The organism is Ammoniphilus resinae, assembly GCF_017873965.1.
Taxonomy (GTDB): Bacteria; Bacillota; Bacilli; order Aneurinibacillales; family RAOX-1; genus Ammoniphilus_A; species Ammoniphilus_A resinae.
Map to the genome: position 1 here is coordinate 644,968 of NZ_JAGGKT010000001.1, position 23,444 is coordinate 668,411.

The 23,444-nt window shown below is 41.5% G+C and carries 24 protein-coding genes; all 24 read left to right on the forward strand.

Annotated features, from left to right (window positions below; all coding sequences use genetic code 11):
* Window positions 1-48: 48 nt before the first annotated feature.
* On the forward strand, window positions 49-1,011 hold the full coding sequence (mraY, locus tag J2Z37_RS03180) for a phospho-N-acetylmuramoyl-pentapeptide-transferase (RefSeq protein ID WP_209808733.1): 963 nt from the start codon (window positions 49-51) through the stop codon (window positions 1,009-1,011).
* Window positions 1,011-2,396: a UDP-N-acetylmuramoyl-L-alanine--D-glutamate ligase gene (gene murD, locus J2Z37_RS03185; protein WP_209808734.1), complete on the forward strand. Its 1,386-nt coding sequence runs from the start codon at window positions 1,011-1,013 to the stop codon at window positions 2,394-2,396. The genes mraY and murD overlap by 1 nt, the downstream gene beginning before the upstream one ends.
* A 68-nt stretch (window positions 2,397-2,464) precedes the next feature.
* Complete coding sequence (gene spoVE / locus J2Z37_RS03190) at window positions 2,465-3,553, forward strand: stage V sporulation protein E (protein ID WP_209808735.1); 1,089 nt, start codon at window positions 2,465-2,467, stop codon at window positions 3,551-3,553.
* Between the two features lie 26 nt (window positions 3,554-3,579).
* Entirely contained in the window at window positions 3,580-4,680 is a 1,101-nt protein-coding gene (gene murG / locus J2Z37_RS03195; RefSeq protein ID WP_209808736.1) for an undecaprenyldiphospho-muramoylpentapeptide beta-N-acetylglucosaminyltransferase, read from the forward strand.
* Between the two features lie 95 nt (window positions 4,681-4,775).
* The gene (gene murB, locus J2Z37_RS03200; protein ID WP_209808737.1) at window positions 4,776-5,681 is read left to right on the forward strand and encodes a UDP-N-acetylmuramate dehydrogenase; all 906 of its coding nucleotides are present in this window, start codon (window positions 4,776-4,778) and stop codon (window positions 5,679-5,681) included.
* Between the two features lie 15 nt (window positions 5,682-5,696).
* Complete coding sequence (murA, locus tag J2Z37_RS03205) at window positions 5,697-6,953, forward strand: UDP-N-acetylglucosamine 1-carboxyvinyltransferase (RefSeq protein WP_209808738.1); 1,257 nt, start codon at window positions 5,697-5,699, stop codon at window positions 6,951-6,953.
* Between the two features lie 121 nt (window positions 6,954-7,074).
* Window positions 7,075-7,854 (forward strand): cell division protein FtsQ/DivIB, encoded by a 780-nt coding sequence (locus tag J2Z37_RS03210; RefSeq protein ID WP_209808739.1) that lies wholly within the window; start codon window positions 7,075-7,077, stop codon window positions 7,852-7,854.
* A complete protein-coding gene (locus J2Z37_RS03215) occupies window positions 7,841-8,572 on the forward strand; it encodes a DUF881 domain-containing protein (protein ID WP_209808740.1) in 732 nt (243 codons plus the stop codon). Before J2Z37_RS03210 ends, J2Z37_RS03215 begins: the two co-directional genes overlap by 14 nt.
* The gene (locus tag J2Z37_RS03220) at window positions 8,573-9,283 is read left to right on the forward strand and encodes a DUF881 domain-containing protein (protein ID WP_209808741.1); all 711 of its coding nucleotides are present in this window, start codon (window positions 8,573-8,575) and stop codon (window positions 9,281-9,283) included.
* A gap of 3 nt (window positions 9,284-9,286) precedes the next feature.
* Window positions 9,287-9,643 (forward strand): small basic family protein, encoded by a 357-nt coding sequence (locus tag J2Z37_RS03225; RefSeq protein WP_209808742.1) that lies wholly within the window; start codon window positions 9,287-9,289, stop codon window positions 9,641-9,643.
* Between the two features lie 211 nt (window positions 9,644-9,854).
* On the forward strand, window positions 9,855-11,135 hold the full coding sequence (ftsA, locus tag J2Z37_RS03230) for a cell division protein FtsA (protein WP_425340304.1): 1,281 nt from the start codon (window positions 9,855-9,857) through the stop codon (window positions 11,133-11,135).
* Between the two features lie 50 nt (window positions 11,136-11,185).
* Entirely contained in the window at window positions 11,186-12,325 is a 1,140-nt protein-coding gene (gene ftsZ, locus J2Z37_RS03235; protein ID WP_209808744.1) for a cell division protein FtsZ, read from the forward strand.
* 208 nt (window positions 12,326-12,533) lie between these two features.
* Window positions 12,534-13,490, forward strand: a complete 957-nt coding sequence (spoIIGA, locus tag J2Z37_RS03240; protein WP_209808745.1) for a sigma-E processing peptidase SpoIIGA — start codon at window positions 12,534-12,536, stop codon at window positions 13,488-13,490.
* Window positions 13,491-13,529: 39 nt separating this feature from the next.
* Window positions 13,530-14,252, forward strand: a complete 723-nt coding sequence (gene sigE / locus J2Z37_RS03245; RefSeq protein WP_209808746.1) for an RNA polymerase sporulation sigma factor SigE — start codon at window positions 13,530-13,532, stop codon at window positions 14,250-14,252.
* 90 nt (window positions 14,253-14,342) lie between these two features.
* A complete protein-coding gene (gene sigG, locus J2Z37_RS03250; RefSeq protein ID WP_209808747.1) occupies window positions 14,343-15,119 on the forward strand; it encodes an RNA polymerase sporulation sigma factor SigG in 777 nt (258 codons plus the stop codon).
* A 240-nt stretch (window positions 15,120-15,359) separates the two neighbouring features.
* Window positions 15,360-15,650 carry a YlmC/YmxH family sporulation protein gene (locus tag J2Z37_RS03255; protein ID WP_209808748.1) on the forward strand — a complete coding sequence of 97 codons (291 nt, stop codon included), beginning with the start codon at window positions 15,360-15,362 and terminating at the stop codon, window positions 15,648-15,650.
* Window positions 15,651-15,858: 208 nt separating this feature from the next.
* Window positions 15,859-16,686 carry a peptidoglycan editing factor PgeF gene (gene pgeF / locus J2Z37_RS03260; protein WP_209808749.1) on the forward strand — a complete coding sequence of 276 codons (828 nt, stop codon included), beginning with the start codon at window positions 15,859-15,861 and terminating at the stop codon, window positions 16,684-16,686.
* Between the two features lie 23 nt (window positions 16,687-16,709).
* Window positions 16,710-17,414, forward strand: coding sequence for a YggS family pyridoxal phosphate-dependent enzyme (locus J2Z37_RS03265; protein ID WP_209808750.1), 705 nt, complete (start codon window positions 16,710-16,712; stop codon window positions 17,412-17,414).
* Between the two features lie 96 nt (window positions 17,415-17,510).
* A complete protein-coding gene (locus J2Z37_RS03270; RefSeq protein ID WP_342453772.1) occupies window positions 17,511-17,945 on the forward strand; it encodes a cell division protein SepF in 435 nt (144 codons plus the stop codon).
* A 19-nt stretch (window positions 17,946-17,964) separates the two neighbouring features.
* Window positions 17,965-18,231 (forward strand): YggT family protein, encoded by a 267-nt coding sequence (locus tag J2Z37_RS03275; RefSeq protein ID WP_209808751.1) that lies wholly within the window; start codon window positions 17,965-17,967, stop codon window positions 18,229-18,231.
* A 9-nt stretch (window positions 18,232-18,240) separates the two neighbouring features.
* Window positions 18,241-19,020 (forward strand): YlmH family RNA-binding protein, encoded by a 780-nt coding sequence (locus J2Z37_RS03280; RefSeq protein ID WP_209808752.1) that lies wholly within the window; start codon window positions 18,241-18,243, stop codon window positions 19,018-19,020.
* 31 nt (window positions 19,021-19,051) lie between these two features.
* The gene (locus tag J2Z37_RS03285) at window positions 19,052-19,540 is read left to right on the forward strand and encodes a DivIVA domain-containing protein (RefSeq protein WP_209808753.1); all 489 of its coding nucleotides are present in this window, start codon (window positions 19,052-19,054) and stop codon (window positions 19,538-19,540) included.
* 148 nt (window positions 19,541-19,688) lie between these two features.
* Window positions 19,689-22,439 carry an isoleucine--tRNA ligase gene (gene ileS / locus J2Z37_RS03290; RefSeq protein WP_209808754.1) on the forward strand — a complete coding sequence of 917 codons (2,751 nt, stop codon included), beginning with the start codon at window positions 19,689-19,691 and terminating at the stop codon, window positions 22,437-22,439.
* A 332-nt stretch (window positions 22,440-22,771) separates the two neighbouring features.
* On the forward strand, window positions 22,772-23,443 hold the full coding sequence (locus tag J2Z37_RS03295; RefSeq protein ID WP_209808755.1) for a DUF4912 domain-containing protein: 672 nt from the start codon (window positions 22,772-22,774) through the stop codon (window positions 23,441-23,443).
* The last annotated feature ends 1 nt before the right edge of the window (window position 23,444 follow it).

The window sequence follows — 23,444 nt, forward strand, 5'->3', positions numbered from 1 at the left end:
GAAACAACACAACGTCTGTCAAAATTGTAAAGGAGGCTGAGGCTGGGGATGCCAATCCGAGTACTATTATTTGCTATAGCAGCAGCTTTTTTAATTGCCGTTTTGCTTGGCCCCCTCTTTATCCCTTTCCTGCGAAGACTAAAGTTTGGGCAGAGTATTCGGGAGGAAGGACCTAAATCACATCAAAAAAAAGCTGGAACCCCTACAATGGGTGGAATCATAATTATTTTGGCCTTATCTTTTACGGTTCTTAAATTTGCCAATTCATCGATGGAGCTTTTTCTTTTGATGTTTTTAACTTTAGGTTATGGATTGCTAGGGTTTTTAGATGACTTTATAAAAATTTCATTAAAAAGAAATTTGGGACTCACTGCTAAACAAAAGCTTTTTGGCCAGTTAGCGATAGCATTGATCCTGTATTATGTTCTTGTACAATATGATTTTGATACCTCGCTATACATTCCAGGACTTGCGACTGGGATTGAACTTCATTGGCTGTATTTACCCTTTCTTATCTTTATTACAGTCGGTTCTTCCAATGCTGTAAATTTAACAGATGGATTAGATGGGCTACTTGCGGGATGCAGCGCTATTGCATTTAGTGCGTATGCGATTATTGCCTGGATGTCCAGTCAAATGAATGTTGCGATTTTTTGTGCTGCAGTGGTGGGAGCTGTTTTAGGATTTTTAGTTTTTAATGCGCACCCTGCAAAGGTTTTTATGGGGGATACTGGATCTCTAGCACTAGGTGGTGCCCTTGCCGCTGTATCGATTTTAACCAAAACTGAAATTCTTTTGGCTTTGATTGGTGGAGTCTTTGTTTTAGAGGCCTTGTCTGTCATGATCCAAGTAGCTTCATTTAAATTGCGGGGGAAAAGAATTTTTCGAATGAGTCCATTGCACCACCACTTTGAACTGGGTGGATGGTCGGAATGGCGGGTCGTGGTGACTTTTTGGCTTTTAGGTTTGATTTTCGCAGGATTAGCTGTTTATATAGAGGTGTTGAATTGATGGAATACGGACGGGAATGGATAAAAAACAAGAATGTGCTAGTTCTCGGATTAGCTAAAAGTGGCTTGGCTGTGTCCAAGCTTTTGATTCGTTTAGGAGCTCATGTTACGGTGAATGATCAAAAAGAGGAACATCCGGAAAATCATCTTTCTGAACTTAAGGCGCTTGGAGTTAAAGTAATCCTTGGTGGACATCCCGAAGGTTTAATCCATAAAGGAATCGATTTGATTGTGAAAAATCCAGGGATTCCATATACGGCAGGTCCTGTTCAAGAAGGGATTAAAACAGAGATCCCAATTATTACAGAAGTGGAATTAGCTTATTGGATTTCCAAGTCACCTATTGTTGGCATAACAGGTTCAAACGGTAAAACAACAACGACCACCTTGGTCGGGGAGATCCTCGCAAAAGCAAATAGAGCGCCCATCGTTGCCGGAAATATTGGAACAGTCTTATGCGAGCAGGCGGAAACTGTGAAAGAGGATCAAGTTCTTGTAGCTGAGCTGAGTAGTTTTCAATTAAAGGGCACTCTTCTATTTCAGCCACAGGTTGCTTGTTTGTTGAATGTTATTCCTGCTCACCTGGACTATCACAAAACGTGGGAGGATTACATAACATCTAAAGGTAAATTATTTTCCAATATGACCGCCGATCAGATTGGTGTATTCAATGCGGACAATGAAGGAGCACGAGACGTGGCATCCACTGCACCTTGTCAGGTAATGTGGTTTAGTAGACTTCAGTCCGTTGATTTTGGCGCCTATGTGGAGAATGAGGCTATTGTCTTTCGGTCGGAACAAGGGAAGGAAGAGATCATAGCTATTAGCCAGATTGCTATTCCAGGAACCCATAATCTAGAAAATGCACTGGCTGCTACCGCGATCTGTAAGTCACTTGGCGTGGAAGGGAAAATCATTGCAGAAGTGCTAGCTTCTTTTCAAGGGGTAGAGCATCGTCTGGAATTTGTTTCAGAAATTGACATGGTGAAATATTATAACGATTCTAAAGCTACAAATTCCTCAGCGACGATGAAGGCTCTCCAATCTTTTCAAAACCCGATCGTGCTGATTGCGGGTGGATTGGATCGAGGGTATGATTTTATGGAACTGATCCCGATGCTGAAAGAACGTGTCAAAGGCTTAGTGGCGTATGGCCAAACTAAGGAAAGGTTTCGTCATATTGGTGAACTAGCAGGGTTAAAGTATCTTGTAATCGTGGATACTGTAGAGCAAGCCGTACTAGAAGCCAGAAAAGTAGCTAACGCTGGAGATATCGTATTGTTGTCACCCGCCTGTGCAAGCTGGGATATGCATGCTTCATTCGAAGAGAGAGGAAGCATTTTTAAAGAGTCCGTGCATATGCTTAAAACAAGCCCTAACAAATAGAGGTGATCCTGCATTAGTCTTCACCTCCATTGGGGCAAATTTTTAGGCGATATTGGGGTGGGGCGGCTGTGACAAAAGCAAGATCAACACCTGATTTCATCATTATTCTTTCAACTATACTGCTGCTTACAGTTGGTGTAATCATGGTTTACAGTTCGAGTGCGGTTGTAGCGATTGCTAAAGGAGATCCATTCTTTTTTACAAAAAGACAGCTGATTTTTGCGCTGTTAGGCATTGCTGCGATGTTTTTCATGATGAATATTGATTATTGGGTATGGAAAAAATGGGCAAAAGTTGGATTGGTTACTTGTTTTGTTCTCTTGGTAGTTGTCCTGATCATTGGTAAAGAAGTTAATGGTGCCAAAAGCTGGTTGGGTGTTGGAGCCTTTGGGATTCAGCCGGCGGAATTTACCAAGCTTGGCATGGTCGTTTTTTTAGCCAAATGGCTTTCGGAAAACCAGAAAAATATAGTATCCTTTACCAAAGGGCTTGTGCCGACCCTCGGGATTTCAGGTGCCGCATTTGGACTTATTATGCTTCAGCCTGACCTTGGTACGGGAGCTGTTTTAATGGGAACAGCGGTATTATTAATCTTTGTTTCCGGTTGCCAGATCAAGCATCTGATTGGTTTGGGGATGCTTGGAGTTATTGGATTTGCCGGACTAATTTTGGCAGCGCCTTACCGGATCAAGCGAATCACAGGTTTCATTGATCCTTGGCAAGATCCCCTAGGTTCAGGATATCAATTAATTCAGTCGTTATATGCAATTGGCCCGGGAGGTGTTATGGGTCTTGGCCTCGGAATGAGCCGCCAAAAATTCAATTACCTTCCCGAACCTTATAACGACTTTATTTTTTCCATATTAGCTGAAGAACTTGGTTTTATTGGGGGCACCATGGTTTTACTGCTCTTCCTATTGATCTTATGGAGGGGAATGCGTGTTGCTATTTCCGCCCCAGATCAATTTGGGAGTTTGCTTGCTACAGGAATTGTCGGGATGATTGCCATTCAGGTGATTATTAATGTCGGGGTTGTTACTGGGATGTTTCCAGTTACTGGGATTACCCTTCCTTTTCTAAGCTATGGTGGTTCGTCACTAACCTTGATGCTGACCGGTGTTGGGGTGCTGTTGAATATTTCTCGATTTGCAAGATAAAGAAAAAAGCGTCTAGTGGTGATAACATGCGAGTAATATTAACTGGTGGCGGGACAGGTGGACACATCTATCCCGCTTTAGCCCTTGCGAAACAAATTAAAGAACATAATCCTGCGTCGCAGATTCTTTACATCGGAAGTAAAAACGGTTTAGAAGCAGATATTGTTCAAAAAGCAGGGATCGAATTTCAGGCGATTGAAATATCCGGGTTTAGACGGAAAATTTCATTTGATAATGTGAAAACCATTTACCGCTTCCTTAAAGCGGTATCACGTTCCAAAAGATTGATTTCAGAGTTTCAGGCAGATATTGTGGTTGGTACAGGCGGATATGTCTGTGGTCCTGTTGTTTATGCTGCCCATAAGATGAAAATCCCTACTTTAATTCACGAGCAAAATGTCATTCCTGGATTAACTAATAAGTTTCTATCCCGCTATGCAACTCGTATAGCGGTTTCTTTCACGGGATCTGCCGGATACTTTCCGAAAAGAAAGGTTGTTGTAACAGGAAATCCAAGAGCAACAGAGGTTTATAATGCTGACGGAATCCGAGGTCGTGCTTCATTAAAAGTCTTTCCAGGCCGAAAGATTGTTCTGGTAGTAGGTGGCAGTCGTGGAGCAAAAGCGATTAACCAAGCTTTTCTCAATGCCGTTCCTTATTTGGAGGAACGAAAACAACTGCATTTTGTTTATGTTACTGGGGATGTTCATTATAAAACAGTGACCGAGAGGTTGAAAGAACTAGAGACTATACCAGACAACCTTTCAGTATATCCATTCTTATACAACATGCCCGAGGTGCTGGCTACAACGGACTTAATTATTAATCGGGCGGGTGCCTCTTTCCTGGCAGAAATCACATCCCTTGGTATTCCTTCAATCTTGATTCCGTCACCTTATGTCACTAACAATCATCAGGAAAAAAATGCTCGTTGGTTGGAACAGAATGGTGCTGCTTGCGTATTGCTAGAGCATGAATTGGATGAAAATACGCTATTGCGTGCGATTGATACGCTGATAGGTGATAATCAAAGTTGGATGCAGATGAAAGAAGCGGCAAAGAAGCTAGGTGAACCATTGGCTGCAGAAAAAGTATACAATGAGATGCAAGCCCTAATAAACAAATAGGCTATTGTCACAATAAAGATGCCATTGGCATAAATTACAGTATAAAGACGTGATAAAAAAGATCCCAAGGGCATCTTCATTGGGGGGGGAAGGCTATGAATAAATTAATCGAGGAACTAAGCTTAGAAAAAGTAGGGATCGTACTAAAAGATGAACCCCTAGCCAACCATACGACTTGGAAAATAGGTGGACCGGCGGATGTTTTTATTCAGCCAAAGGATCTAAGTGGGTTGGTTAAAGCAATGAGAATCGTTCATAAACATCAACTGCCCTGGCGGGTAATTGGCAAGGGATCCAATTTACTTGTACGGGACAAAGGAATCCGTGGTGTTGTGTTTAAGTTGGCTGATGGATTGGATCATCTGGAATTTAAGGATGATGTGGTGCATGTCGGAGCGGGATATTCATTTATCCGGCTTGCCGTAATGGCAGGAAAAGAAGGGCTTACGGGATTGGAGTTTGCAGGCGGAATTCCCGGTTCCGTCGGGGGCGCAGTATATATGAATGCAGGTGCCCATGGGTCTGATATATCACGAATTTTAAAATCAGCGGAAGTTTTGTCAGAAGCCGGTGAAATAAAAACCTACACGAATCACGACATGCAATATCGCTATCGTCATTCGATTTTGCAGGATAAAGGTGGAATTGTGCTTGCTGCCGTTTTCCAACTTGCACATGGCAATCGTAAAGAAATAGCTGATGCAATGGCCAAGTATAAGGATCGCCGAAGATTGACACAACCGTTGCAGCTACCGTGCTGTGGCAGTGTATTTCGAAACCCTCCCCATGACCACTCCGGTCGATTAATTGAAGAGTCTGGGTTGAAGGGGTATCGAATCGGTGATGCGCAAGTATCGGAGAAGCACGCAAATTTTATTGTGAATCGTGGCAAGGCTACTGCAGCAGATGTCCTCGCGCTGATCCAACATATACAAAAGGAAATAGCTGAAAGGTATCAAGTTCAATTAATTCCAGAAGTTGAGGTGGTGGGTGAAGGGTAATTCGGAGGTGAAACAATGGGAAAAATAGCTGTCGAAGGTGGAAGACAGCTACATGGAAACCTTCGCATTCACGGCGCAAAAAATGCCGCCCTCCCGATTCTGGCTGCCACGGTGTTGGCGGAAGGCCAGTATTCTATTCAGGATGTTCCCCACCTATCCGATATTTCGGTTATGTTAGATATTTTAACTGCATTGGGAGCAAAGACAAAGCATAAGGAATCCAACGTTTTGATTGACACTGGTTCATTGATAGTTCCACATATTCCAAGGGATTTAATGGGCCTCATGAGATCCTCTATCTTCCTTATGGGTCCTTTATTGGCTCGCTTTGGTGAAGTGATTGTCTATCCCCCAGGGGGCTGTGCAATCGGAGAAAGAAAAATTGATCTTCATTTAAAAGGGCTTCAGGCTTTAGGAGCAAGTATAGAGGAATATAATGATTATATTCATTGTACAGCAAGTCGCCTCATTGGAGCTGACCTCTTTCTTGACTATCCGAGTGTCGGAGCGACAGAAAATATTATGATGGCGGCAACTAGAGCCAAGGGGAAAACAATCATTCGGAACGCGGCAAGAGAACCAGAGATCACGGATCTGCAAAACTTTTTAAATAAGATGGGAGCCAAAATTCGGGGAGCCGGGACACCAATCATTGTGATTGAGGGGACTGACCAACTTGAAGCTGTAAAGTACAAGGTTATTCCAGACCGCATTGTTGCCGGAACGATGCTCCTTGCTGGCTGTATGACAGAGGGAGATGTAACGATTGAAAATATTTATGATGAACATATGGAATCACTTGTAAGTGTTCTAAGACAATGCGGTGTTGAAATAGAGATGGCACATGATATAATAAAAGTATCTTCAGGGAGCCATCTGAAACCTGTGCAACTAATTGAAACAGGTCCCTATCCGGGTTTTCCAACGGATATGCAAGCCCAATTGATGGTCTTTCTTACAGCTGTGAACGGAACAAGTATAATCCGTGAGAATGTATTTGAAAATCGTTTCAAGCATGCGGCAGAACTCCGTAAAATGGGCGCACGGATTGAAATTAAACAGAATGAGGCAAGAATCATTGGCGGTACTAGGCTTGTCGGATCTGAGGTGAAGGCCACAGATTTACGTGCAGGCGCGGCGCTTATTTTAGCTGGCTTGGCTTGCGAAGGAACGACCTATATTAATCAAATTCATCATATTGATAGAGGCTATGATCGTATAGATGAACAACTCCGGTCTATCGGTGCACAGATTTGCCGAATCCCAGGATAGATCCGGAAAGTGTAGGTTGAAGTTTCTGCAGCTGCATCCTAGCAAACTTATAATTTTCAGATGGTAAAAAGCGGCATATATTAATATGCCGCTTTTCGATCGAAAAAAGGGGACAAACTTTATGCAAGATATGGAACGTGTACCGGCACTTACAAAGAAACAGAGGAAGAAGAAAGTCAATCGTTTTATTCTTTGGCTCGGCTGGATCTTCTTGGTAGGCTTATGTGCAGTCCTGTTTTTTCGATCCCCTTTAAGTAAAATTGATTCCATTGAAGTCAAGGGAAATGATATGGTAACTACTTCTCAGATCATTCAAGTTTCAGAACTAAGCAAGGGCAACTCTTTTTTCACAGTACACCACAAAAAGATCGAGGCAGCCTTAGTCTCCCTGCCAGAAATAAAAATCGCCACAGTTGAATCACATTTCCCAGGGAAAATATCCATTAAAATTGAAGAAAATAAACGAATTGCTTACATGATTGGACCGGAAGGAAATATCACACCAGTTTTGGAAAACGGTACACAGTTGGAAAATAGGAGTTGGAATGATAGATTTATAGATAAGCCGCTCATCCGTGAGTGGGAAGATGAATCAATGCTGACAAAGTTGGCCCTTGAATTGAAAAAGGTAGACCCGTCTGTATTAAGTCTCATTTCAGAAATAAAGCCTGCTTCCATTGAAGATCCTCTTCGCCTTGTCCTTTTTATGAAGGACGGCTATGAAGTACAAACTTCGATTCGTAACTTTGCTAAAAATATGAATTGGTATCCTGCATTTGTAGCAAATTTAATGCAGGAGGGGAACCCTAAAGGAGTGATCATGTTGTTTGATGGCAAATGGTTTATTCCGTATGAAAATTCAGTTGGAGAGGATGAAGAAAAGGTAAATGAAAATTCATAGGATCCATATTTATCTTGCACTGGTCCTTCTTTCATTTGGATTTATTGTTTCGTACAGTGTTCAATTTACGAAGCAAACCACGTCAGGTACCCTTCCCTATTCAGATGATCAATGGGAGAAAAAACAGGAACTACAGGAGAAGCTTATTGAAGAACAGGCACAAATTCAAGAACTTGAAAATCAACTGCAAAGCATCAAACATAAGGTCTCTGAATTTGAGGAAAAGATGGGGGAAAGACAGGCTGAAGGGAAAGAATTACTTAGCGAACTTGAAGAAGTCAGAATGTGGGTCGGATTGGTACCTGTAACAGGTTCAGGGGTTATGGTGATACTCAATGACAGCAAGGAAGTTCCCGATCTAGGGAATGTGAACGACTTTATCGTACACGAAGAAAATATTCGCCAGGTAGTTAATGAATTATTTGCTTCCGGCGCGGAAGCAATTAGCATTAATGGGCAGCGTTTGACCACCATTTCCTCCATCCGATGTGTCGGACCAACAGTTCTTGTCAATGAAGTGAAAGTTGTACCACCTTTCGAAATTTCAGCCATCGGAAATCCGGATACTCTCTCAACGGCATTGAGTATGCCGCAGGGTGTGCTGCAAAACTTAAAGGATTTTACCAATATTGAAATTAAATTGGAGAAAAAGGATAAGTTAAACCTTCCGGCTTACACAGGGGATACACAGAAATTAGTTGTGAAAGAGGATTTATAGATGAAATCAAAAAAACAAATCCCTTTAATTATCATCGCAATTAGTGTCATTATTGGCTTTATGTTAGCTGTTCAATTTAAGTCCTATAATGCCCACGCAAAAACGGACTCTAAGGATATCTCTCAAATTCGTCAAGATCTTCAGAAGGAAATGGAGAGGCATCGGAGAATCCTTACGGATATTTCCAAATACGATCAACTCCTTTATGAGTATGAAAATCCCCTCAACCATTCTGACTCGTTGAAGGTAATGAAAGAAGAACTAAGCCGAATTAAAGCACTTGGAGGATTAGCTGAGATGGAAGGATCGGGATTGATTATTACCATCCAGAATACCCCGGTGGATGAGGAAGATGGAGGTTATTTAAGCACCATTTTTGATGACGATCTTCGTTATGTCGTGAATGAACTATTTGGGGCAGGGGCACATGGTATTTCTATTAATGGAAATAGAGTTACCCCAACTACTGCGATCCGTAATGTTGGTGATGAAATTCAAATGGATACAAAAATAATCCGACTTCCTTATGAGATTAAAGTGGTTGGTGATCCCAATGTGCTAGAATCTGCAATGAAGCTACGAGGATTCGAAGAATATTTTGCGATTGTCAATAAAAAAATTATTATGAAAAAACTAGACAAAATAGTGATTCCTGCCTATGATGGAAAAGGTATGATCCGCTATATGAAACCGGTAAAGGAAGGATCATAAACTATGTGGTTGCCTATCATCGGACTAATTATTGGAGTATTTTTAGGGTTTTCCTCTGAAATTACAGTCCCTGTTGAATATCGAAGCTATTTATCGATTGCTGTTTTGGCGGCCCTTGATACAATATTTGGTGGTATTCGCTCTTACTTAGAAAATGTATTTGATATCAAGGTCTTTATGTCAGGATTCTTCTTTAACACATTACTTGCCGCAGGCCTAGCCTTTTTGGGGGTCTATATGGGAATCGACTTGTATTTGGCAGCTATCTTTGCCTTTGGCGTAAGGCTTTTTAACAATCTCGCCGTTATTCGAAGAATTATGATTGGACGTTGGTTTAACGACGATACTTATCGTAAGTAAAAAAAGGCGATTTTGGAAAAAATGTCTGTCAGATGGTGTCCAATACTTGCCAAATTTGTTAGTTATTGCTATGACATTTTTGAGAAAAAAAACCATAAAAAAAAAGGGAATCCATAATAGATGTTGAATTATGTTAATAGGCTAAATACTTTTTGTTGGATCAACCCAAAATTGGTGCAAAGTATTTATAGTTTTCTAGTAGATGAAGTTCATGCAGGGGAGGTGCCAAGGATTGAACAACCATGATTTATACGTAAGCTTAGACATCGGTACATCCAAAGTGAGAGTCATCATTGGTGAAGTCAATAATGGATCCATTAATATTATAGGGGTGGGTACGGCTGAATCCCAAGGAATAAAAAAGGGAGCCATCGTAGACATAGACCAGACGGTTCTCGCTATTCGTGAAGCCGCGGATCAGGCAGAACGGATGGTAGATGTGTCCATCAAAGACGTTTTTGTCGGAATATCTGGTAACCATATCGAACTGGTTATGAGTCATGGCGTTGTAGCTGTTTCAAGTGAAAATAAGGAAATTGGCGAAGAAGATAAGCGACGGGTAATCGACGCTGCGAAGGTTATATCAATTCCCCCAGAAAAGGAAATTATTGATGTTGTCCCTATCGAATATACGATCGATGGTTTATCCGGTGTGAGTGATCCTTTTGGAATGATTGGGATTCGCTTGGAAATGGAAGGAACAATCATTACGGGGTCAAAAACAATCATCCATAATTTATATCGTTGCGTAGAAAAAGCCGGTTTAAGAATTGCTGGATTTTATCTTCAATCATTAGCTGCAAGTGACATTGCATTGTCTAAAGATGAGAAAAATCTAGGTGTTGTATTGGTTGATATGGGAGCTGGCTCCACGTCGATTACCATTTTTGAACAAGGCACCCTTGCCGCTATATCGACGATCCCTATAGGTGGGGATTACATCACAAGCGACATTGCGTATGCCCTGCGAACAACGACTGAAGAAGCTAAAAGATTGCAGGTAAAACACGGCTGTGCTTTGATTTCAGATGCATCGCCAAATGAAATGATAAAAGTAAAGAGAATCGGCAGTAATGCCGACATGGAATGTACGCAGCTAGATCTGGCACATGTCATAGAACCCCGTATAGCAGAAATTATGGGACTTGTTGAAGAAGAAGTGTGCAATATGGGATATGATAGTGAAATTCCCGCAGGGTATGTCTTAACTGGTGGAGTTGCAGGAATGCCGGGAGTTGTCGAATTGGCAAGAGAAGATTTGCAGGTACCAGTTCGAGTGGCGATGCCAGATTACATCGGTGTACGAGATCCGTCTTTTACCATTGGAGTTGGATTAATCAAGTATGCATCAAAACATGCTCATTCCCGTACCCAAATGGTTGAAAAAGAGAAGGTACATATACCAGTGAAAGCCGCGAAAAAGCCACCAAAAGGAAAAGACAAGGACGGCATGATCGACAAGATGAAAAACTGGTTTAGTGAATTTATCTAATCGATGCCTTTAAAACTAGCTTTAGGAACAAGTGAGGGGGACTACCAAGAATGTTGGAATTTGATTTAGACCAGGACCAACTTGCTCAAATAAAAGTAATTGGTGTGGGCGGCGGCGGAAGTAACGCAGTAAACCGTATGATTGAGATGGGTGTTCAAGGTGTGGAGTTTATTGCTGTGAATACGGATTCTCAAGCTCTTCAATTATCTCGTGCTGAGCAAAAGTTAAAAATTGGTGAAAAGTTAACAAGAGGATTAGGAGCAGGTGCAAATCCGGACATTGGACGCAAGGCTGCAGAAGAAAGCCGCGAGCAGATCGAGAACGCTTTGCGTGGCGCGGATCTTGTTTTTGTAACCGCAGGAATGGGCGGTGGCACGGGAACTGGTGCTGCACCTGTAATTGCCGATATTGCCAAGCAATTGGGAGCATTAACAGTTGGAGTTGTAACCAAGCCATTTTCATTTGAAGGAAGAAAGCGCTCCGGACAAGCCTCTGCAGGTGTAGCCGCGTTGAAAGAAAAGGTAGACACACTGATTGTGATCCCAAATGACCGACTGTTGGAGATTGTAGATAAGAATACGCCGATGTTAGAAGCCTTCCGTGAAGCGGATAATGTTCTTCGTCAAGGGGTTCAAGGGATCTCTGACTTAATTGCGGTTCCCGGATTAATTAACCTCGATTTCGCGGATGTGAAGACAATCATGACAGAGCGTGGGTCCGCATTAATGGGAATTGGGGTTGCAACCGGTGAAAACAGAGCGGCCGAAGCGGCGAAGAGTGCAATTATGAGCCCGTTGCTTGAAACCTCTATTGATGGAGCGCGCGGTGTTCTATTAAATATTACAGGTGGCTCTAACCTTAGCCTTTATGAGGTCAATGAGGCCGCAGATATCGTTGCATCTGCATCAGATCAAGATGTAAACATGATTTTCGGTGCGGTAATAAATGAGAATCTAAAGGATGAAATTATTGTTACTGTAATTGCCACTGGTTTCGAAGAAACCCCGCAAAAGGCAAATGGAATAGATAAGCGGCCGCAAAGTGCCATTTCATCTGCAAGGCATCAGGTAGCCAGCACGAAGGAAGAAGAACGTTCGGAAGCTCGCCCTTTCGCCAACTTTAACAGTAATAACTTGGATGTTCCAACTTTCCTCCGTAATCGCCGTAATCGCAATAACTTAAAAAAGTAAAGTAAAGTAAAAATAAACCAAACCGTATGGTGCTGAAACCATGCGGTTTTTTTATATGCTCGTTTTCCATATTTTTCGACGAAAATAGTGTCACATGGGTGGCAAGTTTAGACAGACTTTGAATAGGCTTTATACTATACTAGTTATCACTAGCGGTTAGAATAAATTGTTTGGCCTCATTTCTTTCAAAAGGGGGTCTGAAAATGTTGTGACAGTGTATATAGATATCATCTTTTTATATAACTTTTTAATTGATTGGATTCTTTTATGGTCCACGACCTTTGTCCTTAAGCACCGTGTTAAATGGTACCGTTTGACCATTGGGTCAGGGATAGGTGCTTTGTATACAATCGTTCTTTTTTTTCCGTCCTTATCTGCCTTGTATACCTTTTTATCGAAATTATTATTGGCGGCTGTGATGGTTTTTTCAACCTTTGGCTATCACCGTATACGTGTCTTTCTGCAGCGTCTATTAATCTTTTATTTAGTTTCATTTGTAATGGGTGGGGGGTTGCTCGGACTACACTATCTGCTCCGCACAGAAAGCCAAATTATATCCGGAATCGTCATGACCAATTCAGGCGGGTTCGGAACACCGATAACGTGGTTATTTATTTGTATAGGGTTCCCTCTAATCTGGTGGCTTTCGGGTAAAGGAATCCGACATATGAAAGAAAATAACAGAAAGTTGGCCCTTCGCGTAAAAGTGGAAATTCTACTAATGGAGCAAGTGGTTATAACCTGTAATGGATTGGTCGATACCGGGAATCAGTTATATGAGCCTATCACCAGAACACCAGTCATGATTGCTGACCTGAATCTTTTTGAACAGTGCTTGCCAAACAGGCTTTTTCAAGCGATAAAAGAGAAAACAGACTTCAGTACAGATTCCTCTTTTCTAGAATTGGATGACAAATGGCTGCCAAGGGTCCGCTTAATTCCATTTCGTAGTGTGTCTAGAGGGATGGATTTGTTACTGGCTGTGCGCCCTGATCTGGTTAGAATTCAATCCCAGGGTCAAACGATGGAGACGACTAAGGTGCTCATAGGACTGAATCCAGTTGCTTTATCCTCTGACGGAAGTTATCAAGCCATTGTTCATCCTGTTTTAATTGAAAACGAAGAAGTTCAACTTGATACGAATGCCAATAAAAAAGCTATATAGCATATGAATCGACAGATGAAGCCCTAAAGGAGGTTCCCCATGTTTACAAGAATGAGGCTAGTGAGCCAGTTGTTTTGGTACCGTTTACTTATGTTGCTTGGAATGAAGGCTGAGGAGATCTATTATATTGGTGGAAGTGAAGCTTTACCCCCGCCATTAAGCAGGGAAGAGGAAGAATATTTATTAGGCAAGTTGCCAAAAGGTGACGCAGCGGTAAAAGCAATGTTAATCGAGAGGAATTTACGGCTTGTAGTGTACATTGCGAGGAAATTTGAAAACACAGGAATTAACATAGAGGATCTTGTCAGTATTGGAACTATTGGACTGATTAAAGCAGTCAATACCTTTGATCCGGAAAAGAAGATTAAATTGGCTACATATGCTTCCCGATGTATCGAAAATGAGATTTTGATGTTTCTAAGAAGGAACAGCAAAATTAAATCAGAGGTTTCATTTGATGAACCACTGAATATTGATTGGGATGGAAACGAGCTTTTATTATCCGATGTTCTTGGAACGGAAAATGACACAATTTATCGCGACCTGGAAGATCAAGTGGATCGCAAGTTGTTGTATAAGGCACTCGATAAATTATCGGATCGAGAAAAAACCATTATGGAGTTGCGTTTTGGTTTGAATGGCCAAGAAGAAAAGACACAAAAGGATGTAGCTGATATGCTAGGAATTTCTCAGTCCTACATCTCACGTCTGGAGAAAAGGATAATAAAGCGGCTGAGGAAGGAGTTCAACAAGATGGTGTAAAAAAGGGGGAACCTCCCCTTTTTTCTTTATGCATAAATTTCCCCCCTTAGGAGATAATTAACTTTAACGCTGCTCCTAGGAGGGAGAAAGGTGACACGAAACAAAGTTGAAATTTGTGGCGTAGATACTTCGAAATTACCTGTATTGACCAACAAGGAGATGCGGGAGTTTTTTGTACAACTGCAATCCGGAGATTACTCAGCTCGCGAAAAGTTGGTTAACGGCAATTTGCGGTTGGTATTGAGTGTGATTCAGCGTTTTAACAATCGTGGAGAGTATGTAGACGATCTGTTCCAAGTAGGATGTATAGGGCTGATGAAAGCCATTGATAATTTTGACCTAGGACAGAATGTTAAATTTTCTACATATGCCGTTCCCATGATTATCGGAGAAATTAGAAGGTATTTACGGGACAACAACCCGATACGAGTATCAAGATCATTGCGGGACATTGCTTATAAAGCTTTACAGATCAGAGATTCCTTAACAAACAAAAACTCCCGGGAACCGACCATCTATGAAATATCAGAAGCGCTTAACGTTCCAAAAGAGGATGTTGTCTTTGCGCTAGATGCGATTCAGGACCCTGTTTCCTTGTTTGAGCCGATCTATCAGGATGGCGGGGATCCTATTTATGTAATGGACCAAATTAGCGATGAGCGAAATAAGGATATTCAATGGGTCGAAGAAATTGCCCTACGTGAAGCGATGTATCGCTTAAATGATCGGGAAAAATTGATTTTGTCCATGCGTTTTTTTGAAGGAAAAACCCAAATGGAGGTTGCCGAAGAAATCGGCATATCGCAAGCACAGGTATCAAGGTTGGAGAAAGCAGCCATTGCCCAAATGCAAAAGCATGTACAATAGAATAGTAGTATAGACAGGCTATGCTTAGCCGAAAAGAAGAGCTTCTTCCAGCTATGAACATGATGAAGAAGCTCTTCTTTTTTTGTGGACTTTTAATCGGCCAGGGGACCGCCGTTTCCACCTGCCCAGTCCGAATTAGGACTTCCTTTCTAACTTCCAACCACCAAAATAGCACATCTTTGCCCTAATTCAACATATATATGGAATATACAGATGGCAATGAGCTAAGGGTGAGAAAAAATGATGAAGATTTCAGAATTCCAAACCAAAGATGTTGTAAATGTATTGGATGGAAGTCGCTTAGGTCAAGTATCCGATTTGGAGATCAATTTAAAACTAGGTCAAATTGATGCAATCGTAGTACCTGGGCAAGGAAAATTCCTTGGTTTTTTTGGGAAGGAAAATGACTTGGTCATTCCATGGAGAAACATTGTAAAGATTGGAAAAGATGTTGTTTTGGTCCGTTTGGAGGAACAACTCTATAGAGAAGCGAAAAGTGAGGATAGTCAAGATGATTATCGTCCCTACTGATGAATGGCTGCCCGCCAGTATGAACGAATACTGAGGGACAGTCTTTTTATTTTACCGCATGTTGGGTGTTATTCGGACTGAGATAGAGGAATAGGCGAAAACAGGTCTGAATTAAGGTGGTTGACCTCACACCAGCACTTGTAAATTGTCGGTAAGTTCTAGAATATGGTATGATGATAAAAAATTTTTATAATGGAGGATTTAACAGTTGGAACCGTTTGTTAAGGGAGAAGATGCTTCTATTCTACATTTGATTTCATGGGAGAATGCGGTGGAGGGTCTTACAGCGGGCTTTACGACACGAATTGGTGGTCAAAGTGAAGCACACTATGAAGGCCTTAATTGTGGGTTACATGTAGGGGATCTGGATGAAAAGGTCATACAGAATCGGAAATCAATCTGTGAAAAGGTAGGCTTTCCATTTGAAGCATGGACTTGTGCTGACCAGGTGCATGGGAATCAGGTAGAAATTGTCACAAGGCACCAAAGAGGGAGTGGCAACACTTCCATGGTGGACTGTATAAACAAAACAGACGGTCTTATCACTGCTGAGAAAAATATTTTACTTACTGCTTTTTATGCGGATTGTGTTCCCTTGTTTTTTCTTGCACCAGAGGAGCAGATTATTGGGATAGCACATGCTGGGTGGAAGGGAACGGCGGCTAACATTTCCCAGAAAATGCTACATACCCTAACATCGGAGTATCAAATAAAAATAGACTCGGTGAAAGTGGCGATTGGGCCTTCGATCGGAAGATGTTGCTATGAAGTGGATGAAAGAGTGGTAGGTCCATTTCTAAAAATATGGAGCGCGACAGAGCTTCCCGACTGGATCACCCCCAACGGAATAAATGCGGGCAAATATCAACTCGATTTAAAAGAAGCCAATCGATATTTACTCATGAAGAGCGGTATCCCATCGGAAAATATTCTGGTAAGTCAATGGTGTACAAGTTGTCACACAGATTTGTTCTATTCCCATCGTAAGGAAGATGGAAAAACCGGTCGGATGACGGCATTTATTGGATGGAGATAAACTACTAAGGAGGAGGGCTATTCATGCAACAGAAAATTAGAGAATCCATCGCAGAAATTCAAAAAAGAATTGAACAGGCATCTTTACGTTCTAATCGAAACCCTTCCGAAATAAAAATTGTAGCAGTTACAAAATACTCTACACTAGAAACCACAAAAGCAGTTCTAGATGAGGGGCTCATTCATATTGGAGAAAGCAAGGTTCAAGATGTTATTCCAAAGTTGAATATGTTGGGTGATCGGGGAATATGGCATTTTATTGGGCATTTGCAGACAAATAAAGTGAAAGATGTGGTGGGACATTTCCGTTATATCCATTCTTTGGATCGTATTTCTCTTGCTAAAGAAATTGAAAAGTGGGGGAAAAAGAAAGAAGTCAAAACGAATTGTTTCGTGCAGGTGAATGTTTCTGGAGAAGAGTCAAAATTTGGCCTAAAACCTAAAGAAGTGTTGGAATTTGTCAAAGAAACAAGTAAGATGGAATATATAACAATATGTGGGCTAATGACAATGGCTCCCTTTGAATCAAATCCTGAAGATACTCGACCAATCTTTCAAAAACTGAGAGAACTCCAAGAAGAGGTGAAGTCTCTGCAACTGCCACATGCACCTGCACAAGATTTATCGATGGGCATGTCCAATGATTTTGAAGTGGCAATTGAGGAAGGGGCTACTTTTATTCGGCTGGGAACGATTTTAGTTGGACAGGAATTGAAACCAACACACTAAAATCAACAAATGACCTATGACTTATGACTTATGGCTTTTTAGCAAGAAGTAAATCGACGTAGTGAAAAAGCCAATAGATGAAGGGGGAGAGAAGACGTGGGAGTTATGCGGAAAATCATGGGGTACTTAGGGCTCTCCGGTGAGGAGATGCTCGAGGATGATTATGAAGATCTAGAGGATACATACGGAAAGCAGGAAATGGAGCAAGAATCGGCCGCTGTAAACAAAAAGCATAGAAATAATGTAGTTAGTCTTCAGCATGCCAAAGAAAATGTGAAAGTGGTCTTGGTTGAGCCCCGATCTTATGAGGAGGTTCAGGATATTGCAGATCACCTGCGTTCCCGAAGGGCTGTAATTATCAATTTGCAACGTGTAAACCAGGATCAGGCTAAACGGATTATTGATTTTATCAGTGGAACCGTGTATGCCCTTAATGGGGATATTCACAAGGTGGGGACAAGTATCTTTATGTGTGCTCCAGATAATGTGGATATTCAGGGGACGATTTCTGATTTACTCACTCAAGAATAAAAGCAGAGGGGTGAAGTAAATGGGGGCTACGATTGAAACGATCGTACGTTTCGCTTTGCAAATCTATACTTTTATAATATTTGGCTATATTATCATGTCTTGGATTCCACAGCTTCAATATTCAGCGATTGGTGAATTTCTGGGAAGGATAGTTGAGCCTTTTCTTAAACCATTTAGGCAGGTTATTCCTTCTATTGGAATCCTTGACATATCGCCGATTGTTGCGCTTTTGACACTGTATTATGCGGAAGAAGGACTTATTTATTTAATTTATTTAATTTTCTGAGGAATGATTATGAGCTTATATCAACATTTTAGACAAGAAGAATACCCATTTATAGAGAGAGCCTTGGAATGGATCAGCCAGGTCGACCAGACACATCGGGAACGACTAACCGATTTTCTTGATCCTAGACAAGTTTATATATTAAATTCACTGATTGCAAAGAATCCTCATCTGTCTTGTTCCGTGTTCGGAGGGTATGAAGAGGCTGAAAGATGCCGGGTGATCTTGCATCAGTCTTACTATATTCCTGAACCAGATGATTTCGCCTTATCAGTTATTCAAGTAACAAGCCCTCAGGCTCAATTTCAAAAATTAAAACATAAAGATTATCTTGGGGCACTGCTTGGTGCTGGCTTAAAAAGAAGCAAGTTTGGCGATATCCTTGTTCATCAGGAGTCTGGACAAATTATTCTAGCAAAAGAAATTGCTGATTATATGCGCATTCATTTTGGGCAAATTCATCGAGTTCAAGTTATTCCTGAAGAAATTCCATTATCGCAAATTGTACCTATCCGCGAAGATTGGAAACGTGTTACCATTACCGTTCCTTCGTCACGGGCCGATGTTGTCGTTGGCGATGTTTTTCGGCTTTCTAGGGCAAAAGCCTTGATTCCAATTAAGGCAGGACACTTAAAAATTAATTGGATGCCTGTAGACTCTCCCTCCTTTTCTATTCGCGAAGGCGATATGGTTTCGCTGCGGGGCTACGGTCGATTTAAAGTGTTTAAGGAAGATGGTATAACCAAGAAAGGTAATATCCGCTTAGATATAGGAGTACTTCAATCATAAAATTCATTAGATAACTTTGGAGGTGCGTGTTATGGCTTTAACCCCTTTGGATATTCACAATAAAGAATTTAGTAAGGCATTTCGAGGATATAACGAGGATGAAGTAAACGAGTTTTTAGACCAAATTATTAAAGATATGGAAATTCTAATTAAAGAAAAAAGAGAATTAGAAGAAAAGCTTGCAGGGATGTCAGAACGCCTAAACCACTTTTCCGCAATTGAAGAAACGCTAAGCAAATCAATCCTGGTTGCTCAAGAGACGGCAGAAGAAGTGAAAAACAATGCACGGAAGGAAGCACAACTCATCTTAAAAGAAGCGGAAAAAAATGCCGACCGTATTATTAATGAATCCCTGTCTAAATCTAGAAAAATCGCTTTAGAAATTGAAGAATTGAAGAAGAGAGCATCGGTTTATCGGGTTCGGTTCCGTAGTTTATTGGAAGCGCAATTGGAAATGCTGAGTAATGGGGATTGGGATGAGATGGAACGTCTGGAAGAAGAATTGGCCAAGCATGACTAATGGCTTGATCTACAAGGATTTTAGCGGTATAATTTCTTAATCATTTCTCCTGGTAAAACAGGAGCCTTCTCGTTCGAAGCGGAACTGGGAAGGCTTTTATTGTTATATTATATTTCTTTGTTCAAAAAAGGTCTGGGAGTGAATTTTCATGGATTATAGTAAAACATTGAACTTGCCCAAGACAGATTTCCCCATGCGAGGAAATCTGCCTCAAAGAGAACCCGAAATGCAGAAACAGTGGGAAGAGATGGACATCTACAAAAAGGTGCAGGAGCGTACATCAGGCCGTCCCAAATATATTTTGCATGATGGCCCTCCTTATGCTAATGGAGATATTCATATTGGACACGCTTTAAACAAAGTACTTAAAGATATGATCGTTCGTTACAAGTCGATGAGCGGTTATGATGCACCTTATGTTCCTGGCTGGGATACCCACGGTTTGCCAATTGAACACGCAATTATTAAGAATGAAAAGATTGACCGCCATAAAGTTGGAGCAGCTGAATTTAGAGAGCGTTGCACGGAGTATGCCTATTCGTACGTAGACCGCCAACGTCAGCAGTTTAAACGTCTAGGAGTAAGAGGAGACTGGGAGAATCCCTATATCACCTTAAAGCCCGAGTATGAAGCTAGACAGATTCGTGTGTTTGGAGAGATGGCCAAAAAGGGATATATTTATAAAGGTTTAAAAGCCGTTTATTGGTCTCCATCATCGGAAACAGCCCTAGCAGAAGCTGAAATAGAGTATAAGGATAAAAGATCTGCTTCCATCTACGTGAAATTTAATGTAATCGATGGGAAAGGGAAGCTCGATTCCGATGCCAAGGTACTTATTTGGACGACTACCCCTTGGACAATCCCAGCAAACCTTGCCATTGCTGTAAATCCTGAATTGGAGTATTCCCTTGTTAAGGTTAACGATGAAAAATTATTGATGGCATCTGGACTCATTCAGTCCGTTTCTTCTACTGTCGGATTTGATCAATTTGAAGTACTACAAACCTTCCAAGGCGAAGAGCTAGAAGGGATAGTCTGTAAGCACCCATTCTATGAACGAAACTCTACGCTACTATTAGGGGATCATGTCACTCTTGATGCAGGTACTGGTTGTGTACATACAGCCCCTGGACATGGGGAAGAAGACTTTAATCTTGGTCAAAAATACGGCCTCCCCATTCTTTGTCCGGTCGATGACAAAGGAAAGTTTACGAAGGAAGCTCCAGGATTTGAAGGTGTTTTTTATGATGATGGAAACAAACTGGTCACTGAAAAATTAAAAGAAGTCGGTGCCTTACTTCATATGAACTTCATCAGCCATCAATATCCACATGATTGGCGCAGTAAGCAACCCGTTATTTACCGGGCAACTGAACAATGGTTTGCTTCCATTGATGGGTTCCGGGAAGATATGTTAAAGGCAATTAAAGAGGTGAAATGGACTCCTGAGTGGGGTGAACAACGCCTTCATAATATGATTGCTGACCGAAATGATTGGTGCATTTCTAGACAGCGAGTATGGGGTGTGCCGATCCCAATTTTCTTCTGTCGTGACTGTAATACTGAGATTATTAACGATGAGACGATTGATCATATCGCAAATCTCTTCCGCGAAGAGGGATCACAAGCCTGGTTTACAAAAGACATTGCTGAATTAATGCCAGAAGGGACGGTCTGTCCAAAGTGCGGTGGACATGATTTCCGCAAGGAAACAGATATCATGGATGTTTGGTTTGATTCTGGATCCAGCCATGCGGCAGTTCTTCAAGAACGTGATGCATTGTCTTGGCCAGCCGATCTTTATCTGGAAGGATCTGACCAATACCGTGGTTGGTTTAACTCATCGCTCTCAACATCTGTTGCTGTATTTGGACAGGCACCGTACCGAAATGTATTAAGTCATGGTTTCGTTTTGGACGGGGAAGGCAGAAAGATGTCAAAATCCCTAGGCAACACGGTAGTTCCAGCTGACGTGATGAAAAAATTAGGTGCGGATATCCTTCGTTTGTGGGTTGCCTCAGTCGACTATACAGCAGACGTTCGGATTTCTGATAAGATCATGACGCAAATCGCTGAAGTCTATCGTAAAATTCGCAACACCTTCCGTTTTCTGCTTGGAAACCTTGATGGTTTTGATTTGAAAGAACGGGTGGCTTTTGAAGACCTGCCTGAACTGGATCAGTATGTTATGATCAAATTGCAAAGAGTATTGGAAAAAGCTCATAAAGGGTATGATTCTTTCCAATTCCATACCGTGTTCCATGCGGTGCATAATTTCTGTACGATCGACCTAAGTCAGTTCTACCTGGATGTTTCCAAGGATCGTTTGTACACCGAAGCACCAGATTCGAAAGCACGCCGCGCAGCTCAAACGGTTATGTATGATGTGTTAGTTAGTTTAGTAAAGATTATGACTCCAATTCTTCCACATACAGCAGATGAAGTTTGGCAGTATGTACCAGGCGTTGATACCGTCAGTGTACAAATGACAGACATGCCTTCTGCCAACCAAAACCTTCTCAATGTTGAACTGGAAGAAAAATGGGATCAGCTTCTCGTTGTCCGCGATGAAGTTTTGAAGGCCCTCGAAGAAGCTCGTAAGGAGAAGGTTATAGGACAATCCTTGGCGGCTTCCCTTGAACTCTATCCAACAGAGGAAACAGTAAAGTTGCTTGAGAAGTTTGATAACCTGAAAGAAATATTTATCGTTTCCCAGGTTGCAGTAAAACAGGGAGATGCCCCTGCAGATGCACTTGCCTTTGAACATGTTGCAGTAAAAGTAAGCCCAGCAACTGGTGAGAAGTGTGAACGGTGCTGGATCGTCACTCCAGAAGTAGGTGTGGCCCCAGAACATCCAACCATTTGTCCACGTTGCGCCTCAGTTGTGGTAAACCTATAATTTGAAAAGGGTGGCATAGAGGATTGCGATTATCGCAGTCTTCTATAGCCACCTTTTTTATTTCGACAAAACTAGTGTAAAAAAGACCCGAGGATTTGACAGACTTTCCCAATTGTTTAAAACTATAATACTAAATGATTGGGAATTATTTTATCAGGCAACAAGGGGCAGTAAACCTTTAACATCAATACTTTCAGAAATTTGGATATTAAAAGGGGCAACTGCCCGTAAAAGAGCCAAAAAGGGCAACTTCCTGTCAGGAGAGAAGTAGAATGCCTCTGCCCCTTTTAATGAAAAGGTTTCTTTATTAGAAAAACATTGGAGGGAGATACTTGGTCGAGACTAAAATTAAAGAGCTTCGGGAAAAGAAGTATACGATTGAACAAATCGCAGATGAACTAGGGATTACTACGGGCCAAGTTCGTTATCGCCTTTACAAAAAATCTGCAGAAAAGAGCAGATCAGACGAAGAGGAATCAATGAAAATGGTGACGGCATCTGAGACCGGAGAACAGACAACGAAATCTATAAACGACATATCCCTAGCCATCCCTCTTTATTACGGTGAAAATGAGCTGAGGATCATGGTCCAAGGACCTACTTCCGTCTTTATATATTGGGAAGTAACATGGCCGCTAATGAGAATTCTAGCTGAATATCTGAATACCCCTTATGAAGACTTGAATAAGCTTTTACGCATTTTTGATGTGACAGATATCTGGTTTAACGGAGTGAATGCCCATTGGCATCGGGATGTCCTCGTTCAACCGATGAAGGATAATCAGTTTATTCATGATTTAATACCGGGGCGAACTTATATTGTAGATTTTGGCATTCAATATGAGGGGAGAATGATCCCGCTCCTTCGTTCCAAAGCAATATCCACGCCGTTTACTGAAATCGCGAATCATAGCAAAGAGCTTGTGCAGCATTTAATTGATCAAGAAGAAAACCGGATTAAACCTAGAGGATTTGAAAATTTTTCGGCATACACCATTTACTGAT

Excerpts from the sequence above, each read along its gene's own strand:
- mraY (WP_209808733.1), top strand. The coding sequence starts at position 49 with ATGCCAATCCGAGTACTATTATTTGCTATAGCAGCAGCTTTTTTAATT.
- murD (WP_209808734.1), top strand. The coding sequence starts at position 1,011 with ATGGAATACGGACGGGAATGGATAAAAAACAAGAATGTGCTAGTTCTC.
- murG (WP_209808736.1), top strand. The coding sequence starts at position 3,580 with ATGCGAGTAATATTAACTGGTGGCGGGACAGGTGGACACATCTATCCC.
- murB (WP_209808737.1), top strand. The coding sequence starts at position 4,776 with ATGAATAAATTAATCGAGGAACTAAGCTTAGAAAAAGTAGGGATCGTA.
- murA (WP_209808738.1), top strand. The coding sequence starts at position 5,697 with ATGGGAAAAATAGCTGTCGAAGGTGGAAGACAGCTACATGGAAACCTT.
- J2Z37_RS03210 (WP_209808739.1), top strand. The coding sequence starts at position 7,075 with ATGCAAGATATGGAACGTGTACCGGCACTTACAAAGAAACAGAGGAAG.
- J2Z37_RS03215 (WP_209808740.1), top strand. The coding sequence starts at position 7,841 with ATGAAAATTCATAGGATCCATATTTATCTTGCACTGGTCCTTCTTTCA.
- J2Z37_RS03220 (WP_209808741.1), top strand. The coding sequence starts at position 8,573 with ATGAAATCAAAAAAACAAATCCCTTTAATTATCATCGCAATTAGTGTC.
- J2Z37_RS03225 (WP_209808742.1), top strand. The coding sequence starts at position 9,287 with ATGTGGTTGCCTATCATCGGACTAATTATTGGAGTATTTTTAGGGTTT.
- ftsA (WP_425340304.1), top strand. The coding sequence starts at position 9,855 with ATGCAGGGGAGGTGCCAAGGATTGAACAACCATGATTTATACGTAAGC.
- ftsZ (WP_209808744.1), top strand. The coding sequence starts at position 11,186 with ATGTTGGAATTTGATTTAGACCAGGACCAACTTGCTCAAATAAAAGTA.
- sigE (WP_209808746.1), top strand. The coding sequence starts at position 13,530 with ATGTTTACAAGAATGAGGCTAGTGAGCCAGTTGTTTTGGTACCGTTTA.
- J2Z37_RS03255 (WP_209808748.1), top strand. The coding sequence starts at position 15,360 with ATGATGAAGATTTCAGAATTCCAAACCAAAGATGTTGTAAATGTATTG.
- J2Z37_RS03265 (WP_209808750.1), top strand. The coding sequence starts at position 16,710 with ATGCAACAGAAAATTAGAGAATCCATCGCAGAAATTCAAAAAAGAATT.
- J2Z37_RS03275 (WP_209808751.1), top strand. The coding sequence starts at position 17,965 with ATGGGGGCTACGATTGAAACGATCGTACGTTTCGCTTTGCAAATCTAT.
- J2Z37_RS03280 (WP_209808752.1), top strand. The coding sequence starts at position 18,241 with ATGAGCTTATATCAACATTTTAGACAAGAAGAATACCCATTTATAGAG.
- J2Z37_RS03285 (WP_209808753.1), top strand. The coding sequence starts at position 19,052 with ATGGCTTTAACCCCTTTGGATATTCACAATAAAGAATTTAGTAAGGCA.
- ileS (WP_209808754.1), top strand. The coding sequence starts at position 19,689 with ATGGATTATAGTAAAACATTGAACTTGCCCAAGACAGATTTCCCCATG.